The organism is Dyadobacter soli (assembly GCF_900101885.1).
Taxonomy (GTDB): domain Bacteria; phylum Bacteroidota; class Bacteroidia; order Cytophagales; family Spirosomataceae; genus Dyadobacter; species Dyadobacter soli.
The window spans coordinates 19,828-33,001 of sequence record NZ_FNAN01000028.1; the positions used below are offsets into that span (position 1 = coordinate 19,828).

Consider the following 13,174-nt stretch of genomic DNA (forward strand, 5'->3'; position numbering starts at 1 on the left):
AAACATTAGAACTGAAAATAACAAAATACTGTGCCACTTCGCAAGTCAATGCGCCGATTTTCCACGAACGGCATCTTCTCTGTCATACTTTCATCGCTCTTTTTGATCATGGCGGGTGAAAGCCGCGCCCAATGGAAAGTCATCGATATCAAAACGAAGATCCATATGCGCGCAGTGCACGCGGTATCGCCTACGATCTGCTGGATCGGCGGCACCCGGGGCACTGTTTTGAAGACTACCGACGGCGGACATACCTGGACGACCTACAAAGTTTCCGGCGGCGATTCGCTCGACTTCCGCGATATTCACGCGTTCGATAAACAGGTTGCGATTGCCATGAGCGCCGGCGAATCCGAGAAAGACAAAGCGAAAATCTACAAGACGGAAGACGGCGGAGAAAGCTGGAAGCTTGTGTACCAAACTACACAAAATGGGGTTTTTCTGGATGGAATCGACTTTTGGGATAAAAATAAAGGCATTTGCCTCGGCGACCCTACGCAAGGCAGACTGTTCATTTTGACAACTGACGACGGCGGTAATTCCTGGCAGGAACTTCCCCTCGAAAAGCGCCCGGCAGCCGAAGCCGGCGAAGCATGTTTCGCAGCAAGCGGTACTTCCATTCTAACCAACGGTAAAGGAACTGCATTCATCGGCACCGGTGGCAGCAAAATGGCAAGGGTGTTCCGATCCGAAGATTACGGCCAGAGCTGGCAGGTATCCGCTACCCCATTGCCCGCCGGACCTACCGCAGGCATTTTCGGGTTGAGGTTTTGGTCTAAAAAGAATGGTATAGCCGTAGGTGGTGACTACAAAAAGACGACAGATTCAACACAAAACGTACTTTTGACCGAGGACGGCGGCATTACCTGGAAATTGGCCGGCATGACCAAGCCCGCGGGACTCAAAGAATCGGTAGCCATTTACCACAAAACCAACGCCACCTGGAACGGCGACACCCAAATCCGCTCTGACAATTATGCATTGGTAGCATCCGGCCCGTCCGGCAGCAGTGTTTCGCTCGATCGCGGAAAAAGCTGGATTTCGCTCGGTACCGAAGGTTTCCACTCCCTCAGCTTCGCCGGAAATGTGGGCTACGGCGTCGGAGCCAATGGTTTAATAGGTAAAATCGAAAAGATTTCTTCCAAAAAGAAAAAGAAGAAGCTGGTTTTGGTTGATGGATAACTAAATCCGGTCAATCAACTCGTTCACTTTCCGCACTTCACGCCCCGCCAAATGATCAGCGATAGCTGCCGCATGCTCACGGCCATTCTCTATAAATACCTTTTCCGTAAAAACACCCGCTAGCACAGTCCCGCACAAATACAGGCCCGGCACATTCGTTTCGAAAGTTTCCGAATCGTATTCCGGCACCTTCGTAACCGGATCGAGCGTTACGCCGCAACGTGCCAGCAAATGCTCATCAGGCAGGTAACCTACCAGTAGGAAGACGAAATCAGCCGGTAGCCATTCCTCTTCGCCCGTTTCGAGGTTTTCGATCAACAGTCGTCCCGGCTCGATCGCGCGCGTGACCGAGTTGAAGCGCGTATGGATTTTCCCTTCCTTCACCCGGTTCTTCACGTCAGGTACCAGCCAATATTTCACTTTTGTGCGGAAATCGGCCTCCTTATGCACGATCGTCACCTTCGCATCGTGGCGATACAGCTCCAATGCCGCTTCCACCGACGAATTGGAACCGCCTACCAGCACCACATTCGTATAGGAATACTTAAATGGCTCGTCATAGTAATGCGAAACGTGGGGCAAGTCCTCTCCCGGCACATTCAGCATACGCGGGACGTCGAAATAACCCGTCGCCAGGATCACATTTTTGGAATGAAATACCTGACCGTCATTGGAATAAGTCAGAAATGTACCGTCCGACTGTTTCTCCGTGCGGTCCACATCTACGAACAACTTGAAATTCAAATGGTAATAGCCGGCAACCTTCCGGTAATATTGCAAAGCCTCGTTCCGGTTGGCTTTCACGTCCGAAATCGCGAATGGGATGCCGCCTATTTCTATATTTTCGGCAGTGGAAAAAAACTTCATCCTCCGCGGGTACCGGCGGATCGATTCGGTGAGGTTTCCTTTTTCGAGGATCAGGTAATCGAGGCCGCTTTTCGCCAGCTCGACACCCATTGCGAGGCCGCACGGGCCACCGCCGATAATGATTGCGTCGTAAATGTGCATTGTATGGGCTGGCGGCCTTATGCTCGCGGCCGCCACTAGTCTTTTAACCCCCTAATTTAGCTATTGGTTTCTGAACTTTGTAAATTAGCTAACTGTTCACAGAGTCTGATAATACCACTTTTTAGCTTGGAAAACGCGGTCGGCGACTTTACGGAGAAACTGAATGAATGGGGCAAAGCGAAAACCCCGTTCTTTTTTTTGGTGGACTACCAATTCCAAAAACCGCTCGCCTGGAAGCTCGACGAGGTCGATCCCGCAGCAATTCTGTTCAATCTGAACGGATTTACCAATGATCACGAGGTGTTCCGTGGTAATCTACCGGAGCACATTCAGTTCGACAAACATCCGCTTCCATTCGAAGCTTACCGACCCAAATTCCAATGTGTATTAAACCATTTGAATGCAGGTAACTCATTCCTCGTGAACCTTTCGGTACCCACGCCGATCGACACGAACCTGACATTGGAACAAATATTCCGGCATAGCGAAGCACCTTACCGGCTGCTCTTCAAAAACCGGTTCGTATGTTTCTCTCCTGAGATTTTCGTGCGTATTCAGGGCGATCGCATTGCCTCCTTCCCGATGAAGGGTACCATCGACGCCTCCGTACCGAATGCGGAACAGGTAATACTTTCAGATTATAAGGAAGCCGCCGAGCACGCGACGATCGTCGATCTGATCAGAAACGATTTGAGTATGGTAGCCGAAAAAGTGTGGGTAGAGCGCTACCGCTACATCGATCGCATTCAGGCTTCCGACAAAACCCTTTTGCAGGTCAGTTCTGAAATCGCGGGCACTTTACCGGCCGATTTCAATGGCCAATACGGTGACCTTTTGAAAAAACTATTGCCCGCCGGCTCCATTACCGGTGCCCCTAAACCGCGCACTTTGGAAATCATTGAAGAGGCTGAGCAATATAACCGTGGTTATTACACTGGTGTAATGGGTTATTTCGATGGGCAAAACTTTGAAAGCGCAGTAATGATCCGTTTTATCGAGCAGCAGGATCATGAATTGGTTTTCAAAAGTGGCGGCGGCATTACGGCATTAAGTAACGCGAAAAGTGAGTACCAGGAAGTGATCGATAAAGTTTATCTCCCATTTAGCCACACCCCGCATGCTGTGCTTTGAAACGATTTGTGTCGAAAACCGGCAACTGAAAAACCTCTCCTATCACGATGCACGTTTGAACAAAACACGGCAGGAATTGTGGGGTTATGACGATCGTTGGGATTTAAAAGCATTACTCGAAATACCCGAATCAGTTGACGAAAGTCTGCACAAATGCCGCGTCGCTTACAGCAAAGACATTGACAATATTAAATGGGAACCCTATTCGCCCCGCACGATCCGCAAAATCCGGCTGGTTTATCATGATGAAATCGATTATCAATATAAGTACGATAATCGCGATTCGCTTAATGCACTCTACGCCCAGCGGGGGGATGCGGACGAGATACTGATCATCAAAAAAGGGCTGGTGACCGATTCTAATTTTTGCAATGTCGCATTCTTCGATGGCAACCGCTGGCTCACGCCTGCAAGCCCCCTCCTGCCCGGCACGCAACGTGCGCTCCTGCTCGATGAGGGCATTATCGAAGCCGCCGAAATCCACGAAAGCGACATCGCGACATTCAGTCAAATCCGGCTTTTCAATGCGATGGTCGACTGGGCAAACGCCGCTACGCTCGACGTTTCGTTGATTGCTTGACCACAAATACCGAACTTGCGCCCGATTTTAACGAACTAATGCCAATGACCTCCTTATTCGAGGAAGAAATCACACTTTTTGCCGACCTGATCCTTCCGGTACCGATTCCGAACCTGTTTACCTACCGGGTGCCGCGGGAAATGGCCTCGCTGATCAAGGTTGGGGCGCGGGTAATCGTGCAGTTTGGTCAGAAAAGGGTCATTACGGCCGTGGTGGCGCAGCTGCATTCCAATCCGCCGGTGAAGTACCAGGCCAAATACATCCTGGAATTGCTCGACGAACAGCCCATCGTTACCCAGCAGCAGCTTGAACTTTTCGCGTGGGTGGCCGAATATTACCTCTGCAACATTGGCGAGGTGATGAATGTGGCATTGCCTGCGGGATTGAAAATCACCAGCCAGTCGCGCATTCAGATAAATCCTGAATTCGAACATGAAGACTTGCTGACCGACCAGGAGCACCTTGTTATTGAAGAGATTAAAAAGCACCAGACGCTTTCTTATGAAGAAGTTGAAAGGCTTTTGCAGAAACCGAATATAACCTCGATTATCAAATCGCTGGTCGGAAAAAGGGCGGTGATATTGTATGAAGAAGTAAAGGAACGTTACAAACCGAAGGTAGCGAAGAAAATCAGGTTGACGGCCGCCTACACGACGAATGAGGCACTTTCTCAACTCGCCGCCAGCCTCGACAAGACGCCCAAACAGCAGGAAATCCTTTTGAAATACCTCAGTTTCATCCCGGTATACAACAATCCGGATTTGAATTACAAGGGTCTGGACAAATCGATATTCAGCCAGGACGATACCATTTCGGATGCTTCTTTAAATACCCTCATTAAAAAAGGCATTTTCGAGCAATTCGAAATTTTCGTTTCCCGCTTCGACGATATCCCGACGGGCAATATGGGCACCATTACGCTCACGGAAACCCAGCAAGAGGCTTCACAGCAAATTCACCAGCTTTTTGCAGAAAAAGAAGTGGTGCTGCTCCACGGCATTACCGGCAGCGGGAAAACCGAAGTTTACATTGAGCTGATCAAACAAGCGCTCGAAAGCGGCACGCAAGTACTATTCCTGCTGCCTGAAATTGCATTGACGACTCAAATTGTGGTGCGATTAAGGAAGGTTTTCGGGGATGTAATGGGCATTTACCATTCCAAATTCTCCGACAACGAGCGTGTGGAAGTTTGGAAAGGTATTCTGGACGGCAAGTTCCAGTTTGTGGTCGGAGTGCGGTCGGCCATTTTCCTACCTTTTGATAACCTTGGTTTAATTATTGTCGACGAGGAACACGAAACTTCCTACAAGCAGCACGACCCCGCACCGCGCTATAATGCGCGCGATGTGGCTGTGATTATGTCGTACATGCACAAAGGAAAGACGCTTTTGGGTTCGGCGACTCCTTCTTTGGAAAGCTATTTCCACGCGCAAAGCGGGCGGTATGGTTTTGTGCAAATGAAGCAACGCTACAGAAATGCCGCGTTGCCGCGCTTCGAGCTGATCGATACCAAAAAGGAAAAGCGTCAGAAGCAGATGAAGAACGAATTCTCTTCCGTGCTGCTCAGCCATTTGGAATACAACCTTAAAAACAAGGAGCAAACCATTCTGTTCCAGAACCGCCGCGGTTACTCGCCTTACCTGCAATGCGAGGAATGCAACTGGATTTCGGAATGCGCCAACTGCGACGTGAGCCTTACCTACCACATGAAAGCGCGCGAGCTGCGCTGCCATTATTGCGGGCATAAGGAGGAAGTGCCGCGAACCTGCCCGCATTGCGGGTCACCCAAGGTTAAAACCATGGGATACGGCACCGAGAAGATCGAGGAGGAAATCAATGTGATGTACCCGGAAGCGCGCGTGCAGCGCATGGACCTGGATACGACGCGTGCGAAGAATGCTTACCAGCAGATTATCTCCGATTTTGAAGAAGGGGGCATCGATATCCTGGTCGGGACGCAGATGGTGAGCAAAGGGCTGGATTTCGACAATGTGAGCGTCGTAGGCATTTTCGATGCCGACCGCATTATCCATTTCCCGGAATTCCGCGCTTCGGAACGGGCTTTCCAGATGCTCACGCAGGTGAGCGGGCGCGCGGGCAGGCGGGCAGAAAGGCCCGGAAAGGTGCTGATACAGACCGCGAACCCGTCGCAGCCATTGCTCGAAAAGATTGTCAATAACGACTACGAGGGCATGTACGAGGCCGAAATCGCGGAGCGCGAGAAGTTTAGCTACCCGCCATTTACGCGGCTCATTAAAGTTACCGTGAAGCATATCGACGAGGGAACATCGCACCGTGCGGCCAAAGTCCTCGCCGAAAAACTGACCGCCCATTTAGGCGCCAGCAGGGTTCTGGGGCCGCAGCCGCCGCTGGTCGAAAGAGTAAGAAATCAGTTTTTGTTCGATATTCTCATCAAACTTGAACGAGAAAAGATTAATTTTAAGGCGGCAAAGTCATTTATACAGGAAAAAGTAATTGACACTCTGACTGACAAGACGCTAAAAAGCATCCAGGTTGTGATCGACGTGGACTGTTTATAAAAACATCATTTACTGCACATTAACTTTATGTCTTCCAAAAAAACCAGAATTGTTGCAACCGTAGGCCCGGCCTCGGAATCGAAAGAAACATTATACGCATTGGCCAAAGCAGGAGTGAACGTTTTCCGTCTCAACTTCTCCCACGGCACCCACGCCGACCACCTGCAAAGACTCACCAACATCCGAGAAATCAACGAAGAGCACGGCCTTAACCTGGCTATCCTTCAAGATTTGCAGGGACCAAAGATCCGTATCGGCCTGGTGGCGGAGAAAGATGGCGTTCTGATCGAATCAGGTAAAAAACTGATCCTTTCGAATACCGAAGTGCTGGGTACTGCCGAGAAAGTGAGCACGCCTTACGACGGCATGTACAACGACGTAAAAATCGGCGACCGCGTGTTGATGGATGATGGCAAACTGGAAGTGCTGGTAACCGGTATCGATGGCAGTGACGTGATTACGGAGGTTATTTATGGTGGTTATCTGAAATCTAAAAAAGGCGTTAACCTGCCAAATACAAAGGTTTCCATGCCTTCGGTAACGCCGAAAGACTGGGAAGATCTGGATTTCGGTCTCGAAAACAATGTAGAATGGATCGCATTGTCATTCGTACGCACGGCCGAGGAAATCCTGAAAGTAAAAGAATACATTGCCAACAAAGGTAAATTTGCCCGCGTTGTAGCAAAAATCGAGAAGCCTGAGGCTATCCTCAATATCGACGAGATCATCGATGCGACAGACGCTATCATGGTAGCGCGCGGTGACCTCGGGGTTGAACTTCCTGCGGAAGAGGTTCCGATGATCCAGAAAATGATCGTTGAGAAATGTAACCGTGCCGGCAAGCCCGTAATCGTGGCTACGCAAATGCTGGAATCGATGATCGAAAGCCCGCGTGCAACCCGCGCCGAGCTGAACGACGTTGCGAACTCGGTACTCGACGGTGCTGATGCTGTAATGCTTTCGGCAGAAACTGCTTCCGGGAAATACCCGATCCTGGCCGTTGAAAGCATGACCAATACCATTCTGAAAGTAGAAGCGAGCAGCAAGACGATCTATTTCAGACACCATGCAGCTGTAAACGACGCACCAGGCACCTACAAACTGAACGACAACGTGGTAATGAGCGCATGCCGTCTGGCACGTGACACACAAGCTGCGGCGATCATCGGTATTACACGCTCGGGCTACACATCTTTCCGCCTGTCGCACCACCGCCCGAAAGCGAACCTGCTGATCTTCACATCGAACAGAATGCTGATGAACCAGCTCGCATTGTACTGGGGTACCAAGGTATTCTACTACGACCGCGACCAGGGCGTTTCAACCGACGACCTCATCGAGGACATCAAAACTTTCCTCGTTGAAAAAGGCGAGTTGCAGAAAGGCGACGTGTTCATCAACACATTGAGCATGCCGGTTTCGAGACAGCGCAAGACGAATACTGTGAAATTGAGCGTGGTTGAATAACGACTGAAAAAATAGATTTGAAAAAGCAGCTGATTGATTCAGCTGCTTTTTTGCTTTTATACCTTTTGAAAACTCAGCCTGACAATGTGAAAAGTAATTCGATTGTAGCTCGGTATCGTACCTTATTTTAATGACGCCGGGTGTCAGTCTTAACATTGGTCAGCATCTACGTGACGAGGGCATTACGATGATTTAATGTCATTCGCACTGGTTTACAGAAGAAACCGTCACATTCCCCGTGTCGGTTTTTATTTTTTTGAAATAACTAATAAAATAGTTTTGAAACTAACATAATAGTCATATCTTTGAATTACCCATTACTTATAACCCATTTTAAAGAAAGACAACTATGGAAATCCGTAACCTGACCAGGGCTGAGGAGGAAGTCATGAGAATTCTCTGGCAATTGAAAAAGGCATTCGTGAAAGACATCCTGGCCGAAATGCCGGAGCCCAAACCTGCCTATAACACCGTATCGACCATCATCCGCATTCTTGAAAAGAAAGAGGTGGTAGGATACAATGCCTACGGAAAAACGCATGAATACTATCCGCTCATTTCGGAGGAAGAATATAAACGCCATGAAATGAAGCAGTTGATGGTCAACTATTTCGACAATTCGCTTCCTAACCTGGTTTCCTTTTTTGTAAAGGATAATGATCTGAATACCAAAGATCTGGATGAGATCATGAAGCTAATCAATCAACATAAAAACGACCAGTAAACCATCTGTTAGCCATGGAAACTTTAATATACATCGGCAAGGTGAGCCTTTACTGGGTATTGCTGTACGCTTGTTACTGCTTGATGCTGCGCCAGCACACCTTCTTTCAATGGAACCGCTGGTATCTGATCGGCTCGCTTTTGATCGCCTTTGCATTGCCGGAAATCATTTATCCCGCGACCGCCCCTGAGTTGCCCGTGATCTACGAAATGAGCGCTTCGACATTCGCTGTGATCAGAGACACGCCGAAAGAGCGGGAAAGCTGGACCTGGGTGCAAATCCTTACAGCATGTTATGCTGCTGGGCTGGCAGTTGCCGCCGCGCTACTGGCCCGCGATATAGCCCAACTTGTGAAATACCTGCGCTCGGGCGAGCTCATCGAGCTGGAAGACTGCACCGTGATCCTGATCGACTCCAACGAAGTGGGCTCGTTTTCATTCCTGAAATGGATCGTCATTAACCGAAACGATTATGAAAACCACTTCGACGCCATCCTACGGCACGAAATGGTACATACCGGGCAGCGGCACAGCGTCGACATCCTGCTGATCGAAATCCTACGGACCATTTTCTGGTTCAACCCGGTACTGCTGTTGTACAAGCGGTCGCTGCAAGAAATTCACGAGTACCTGGCCGATGCGCAAGCCCCGAACCGTGAGTATTACGCCCGATTCCTCGTCGCGTATGCGCTCAATGCGCCCGTCGCGTCGCTGACCAACCACTTTTTCAAACCATCTCAATTAAAAAACCGCATTCAGATGATTTATAAGAACCGCACATCCAAATGGATGCTTGGCACCTACGTGGTTGCCGCAACGCTGATCGGAACGAGCGCATTGTTTGTCGCCGGCTGTGAGAATCAGGTTTCAAGGGAGAATGATCCTCCGAAAACGGAAACCAAAAAAGGAAGTAAGGAACCCATTTTCGCATTAGTGGAAGAGCAACCGGAATATCCGGGCGGAAATAAAGAGATGTTCAAGTTTTTGGGACGGAATATCAAATATCCTAGCGCTGCCTCGCGAGCAGACGTTCAGGGGAAGGTTTTTGTCAATTTTGTAGTGACATCTACCGGGGATATTGAAGATGTGAAAATCCTGAAAGGCATTGGTTATGGCTGCGACGAGGAAGCGGCCCGCGTGATCTCCAAATTCCCTAAATGGACGCCCGGCAAGCAGGATGGAAAAGCGGTAAGCGTCAAATTTACAGTTCCGATCAACTTCATGCTGGCGGAAGACGGGGAAGATACAGCTACTGATAAAGAGACAACAGTTGTGGGTTTCAAGCCGGTACAAAATGCTACCGATACCAAGGAGTCGGACACTAAAATCTCTATTCGCGGCACCTTGGAACCACTTTCAGCAAGTACCCAACCGCTGTATATCCTGAACGGGGAGGAGATGAAGCAGCCATTTGACCTTAATACGATCGATCCAAATACGATATCAAGCATGAATGTTCTGAAAGGCGAAAACGCTACTAAGATATATGGATCGCGCGGTGCAAATGGTGTGATTTCAATTTTGACCAAAGACAAAAAATAACCTGGCAGCCCCTGCATGGAAACGCTCCTCTATCTGGCAAAAGTCAATGCATACTGGTTACTATTTTATGCCTGCTATTGGCTTTTGCTTAGAAAGCATACTTTCTTTCATTGGAACCGCTTTTACTTGCTGAGCACGCTGCTGATCGCATTTGCATTACCTGCGATCCATTTCACGGAACCGGTGACGACCATTTATGTACCGGAAACCGTCTATCAAAAAGCTACAATCTCCGTGGCCGTCATCGCCGAAAAAGCGCCGGAACGAAGCATTAGCATCTGGGTGTGGGTTGTTGCGTTGTATGCGGTTGGCGTGTTGACATTATTGTGGACATTCATTTCGGGCATTGTCAGGCTTCGAAAACTGGCTGGCAATAGCGAAAGGATCGATATGGGGCATTATGATTTGCTGATGTTACCGGAAAACGCTGGCAATCACACCGGAAGCTCGTTCTCTTTCTTCCGATGGCTGTTTCTGAGCGCTCATGACTACCAGCACAATCCCGATGCAGTTATCCGGCACGAATGTGAACATATCCGACAATGGCATACGGCCGATATTGTTTTCATCGAGTTGTTGAAGATCTGTTTTTGGATTAACCCGGTTGTCTGGCTCTACAAGCGCTCCATTGAAACGGTGCATGAATACCTGGCCGATCAGCCCGTTCCGAACCGGAACGATTATGCCTCGTTCCTGGTCTCCTACGCCATGCGCAGCCCCGACATCGCCATTGCCAATCATTTTTTCAATTCATCATTGCTTAAAAGCCGGATCAAGATGATTTACAAAAAACGTAGTTCACGTTGGTCGCTGACCAGATATTTGCTGATTTTGCCGGTTGTAATGTGCTCGATAGCCATCTCTGCTTCGCATTCGCCAATTCCGTCCGTAAGCCGGGTAGATAATGCAGCCGGGCAAGACATCCGCGTAAAAGGGAATATTACCGACGAAAACAAAGAACCTGTCGCCGACGCGATCGTGATCATTGCCGGTACAACCCGCGGTACCGCTACTGACCGAAATGGTTGGTTTGAACTGGATAATGTGCCTGTGAATGCCAAACTGGTAGTAACACACATTGCCTACCAACCATTGGAGCTAACCGTTGCGGGTACGCAGTCAGAACTGTTGCTCGTCATGAAAAAGGCCGTTAATCAAATCACAGGCCCGGTAGTCGTCGGAAAACCGCTCAATGCCGAAACCAATGCTCCAACCAACGCTCCCCGTACTTCCGGCAACAACGATAATATGAAGGTGGTGGAGCAACAACCCGAATTCCCTGGCGGAAAAGAGGAGCTGATGCAATATCTGATGCAGAACCTGCAATACCCGGAAGTGGCGCGCAAAACCAGTGTGGAGGCCATCGCGCTCGTGTCATTTATTGTGGATAAAAGCGGTAATATCCGTAATGCCAAAAGCCTGAAAAACATTGGCTACGGCATCGACAAGGAAGCGCTGCGCGTGGTAAACGAAATGCCGAAATGGAACCCGGCGGTGCAAAACGGCAAGGCGGTTGAAATGGAATATACTTTGGAGGTTAATTTCAAATTGGACAAGGAGCGTGAGGGCAAACGACAGGGGTTTATGAATTTCAAATCAGATAGCTTCTCACCGGCTCCGACTATGGATGAGATAGGCGCGTTTTTCAATGGGACGCTCAACTTATCGAAGCGGGGGAATTTCACCGACATTGCTGTTCAAGGGCCATGGACTTTGCTTTCCAGGACTCCCGCCAACGGCTATATGGACCCACAAACCGGTAAGTACAGGTATATCATGTACGGTTTAACCTCCCGGGGTTATGCAAGTCCTTCATGGAATCATGCGCCGAAGAAGTATCAAAAGCCTGATTGAATTATTGGTTCAACCGTTTATCTGCCCTTAAATCCGCATATTTGGAAAAATAATTAACCTATTCTTCCGATTCATGTCAATCCTGAAAGCCGCTATCATCGGCGGCGGGCACATTGCCGACCAAAACCATCTTCCGGCATTAGCCAAACTATCCGATCGTGTTAAGGCGATATCGATATGCAGCCGTGACATTCACAAGGCCCAGGCGCTGGCCGACAAGCACGGCGTTCCATTTGCCTACGACAACCCCGATGCAATGTACCGCAGCGAAGGCAAGCCGGATATCGTCGTAAACTGCACGGCCAATAATCTGCATTATCCGTTCACAATGCAGGCGCTGGAAAATGGTTGTCATGTTTTTTGTGAAAAACCACCCGCAATGCATGCGCATGAGGCACGCGAAATGGCCGACCTGGCTAAAAAGAAGGGTTTGACTTTGGCTTACAACTTCCAACGCCGTCATGCCCCCGAATATGCTACACTGAAAAACTATCATGCGCTCGGCAATCTGGGCGAGATTTACCATATCAAAGCCACTTACCTGCGCCGGCGCGGCATTCCGGGCTGGGGAAATTTCACCAATAAAACCATTCAGGGCGGCGGCGCGCTGATCGACCTCGGCGTACATATTCTCGATCTCGCATTAGGACTTACCGGGTACAAGCAGCCCACGCGGATCGTTGCCAATACGTACGATTTTATTGGTAAAACAGGCGGAAAGGGCTTAAAGGGAGCCTGGAACCCCGCCACTTTCGAAGTGGAGGATGCTTGCTTTGCGCATTTGTCGTTTCCCGGCAATGTCAGCATTGCGCTATCCACTTCATTTGCGCTGAATATGGAGCAGGAAGAGACGATCAACCTGGAAGTGTTCGGGACGAAGGGTGGGGCCAAATTATTCCCGCTATCGGTATACACCGAAATCGCAGGCGAACTCGCCGACATTCGCTTTCCGCATTTGGACGATGTTGATTTTCAACTGCAAAACACCACCGCATTCCTCGACCTCTGCGACGGCAAGCAAGCCAATATTTGCGACGGAGAACAAGGCGCCATCCTGCAATCCATCGTCGAGCAAATCTACCAAAGCGCTGCAAACCAGTAGAAACAGAAAGGGATTGAAGACCTAATCTCCAATCCCCTTCTTCCT

The 13,174-nt window shown here is 49.4% G+C and carries 10 protein-coding genes; 9 read left to right on the top strand and 1 reads right to left on the bottom strand.

The annotated features are described in order from the left end of the window. The first annotated feature begins 48 nt into the window (after nucleotides 1-48). A complete protein-coding gene (locus BLQ88_RS33085; protein ID WP_229212969.1) occupies nucleotides 49-1,182 on the top strand; it encodes a WD40/YVTN/BNR-like repeat-containing protein in 1,134 nt (377 codons plus the stop codon). Here BLQ88_RS33085 and BLQ88_RS33090 read toward each other — a convergent pair whose 3' ends face one another. Continuing rightward, entirely contained in the window at nucleotides 1,183-2,190 is a 1,008-nt protein-coding gene (locus BLQ88_RS33090; protein WP_090157312.1) for a YpdA family putative bacillithiol disulfide reductase, read from the bottom strand. It lies immediately after the preceding gene. A 126-nt stretch (nucleotides 2,191-2,316) separates the two neighbouring features. On the opposite strand from BLQ88_RS33090, the gene BLQ88_RS33095 reads away from it, so the two are divergent. The 8 genes from BLQ88_RS33095 (at nucleotide 2,317) to BLQ88_RS33130 (ending at nucleotide 13,129) form a co-directional block, all read left to right on the top strand. Continuing rightward, complete coding sequence (locus tag BLQ88_RS33095; protein WP_090157313.1) at nucleotides 2,317-3,321, top strand: aminodeoxychorismate synthase component I; 1,005 nt, start codon at nucleotides 2,317-2,319, stop codon at nucleotides 3,319-3,321. Then, nucleotides 3,308-3,901, top strand: coding sequence for an aminotransferase class IV family protein (locus tag BLQ88_RS33100; RefSeq protein WP_090157314.1), 594 nt, complete (start codon nucleotides 3,308-3,310; stop codon nucleotides 3,899-3,901). Before BLQ88_RS33095 ends, BLQ88_RS33100 begins: the two co-directional genes overlap by 14 nt. Nucleotides 3,902-3,945: 44 nt before the next feature. Beyond that, nucleotides 3,946-6,441, top strand: a complete 2,496-nt coding sequence (priA, locus tag BLQ88_RS33105) for a replication restart helicase PriA (RefSeq protein WP_090157315.1) — start codon at nucleotides 3,946-3,948, stop codon at nucleotides 6,439-6,441. Between the two features lie 27 nt (nucleotides 6,442-6,468). Then, the gene (gene pyk / locus BLQ88_RS33110; protein ID WP_090157316.1) at nucleotides 6,469-7,908 is read left to right on the top strand and encodes a pyruvate kinase; all 1,440 of its coding nucleotides are present in this window, start codon (nucleotides 6,469-6,471) and stop codon (nucleotides 7,906-7,908) included. Between the two features lie 349 nt (nucleotides 7,909-8,257). Next, nucleotides 8,258-8,632: a BlaI/MecI/CopY family transcriptional regulator gene (locus BLQ88_RS33115; protein ID WP_015812834.1), complete on the top strand. Its 375-nt coding sequence runs from the start codon at nucleotides 8,258-8,260 to the stop codon at nucleotides 8,630-8,632. A 14-nt stretch (nucleotides 8,633-8,646) separates the two neighbouring features. Further along, the gene (locus BLQ88_RS33120; protein WP_090157317.1) at nucleotides 8,647-10,173 is read left to right on the top strand and encodes a M56 family metallopeptidase; all 1,527 of its coding nucleotides are present in this window, start codon (nucleotides 8,647-8,649) and stop codon (nucleotides 10,171-10,173) included. Between the two features lie 15 nt (nucleotides 10,174-10,188). Beyond that, nucleotides 10,189-12,027 carry a M56 family metallopeptidase gene (locus BLQ88_RS33125; protein WP_090157318.1) on the top strand — a complete coding sequence of 613 codons (1,839 nt, stop codon included), beginning with the start codon at nucleotides 10,189-10,191 and terminating at the stop codon, nucleotides 12,025-12,027. Between the two features lie 73 nt (nucleotides 12,028-12,100). Further along, on the top strand, nucleotides 12,101-13,129 hold the full coding sequence (locus tag BLQ88_RS33130) for a Gfo/Idh/MocA family protein (protein ID WP_090157319.1): 1,029 nt from the start codon (nucleotides 12,101-12,103) through the stop codon (nucleotides 13,127-13,129). Nucleotides 13,130-13,174: the final 45 nt, after the last annotated feature.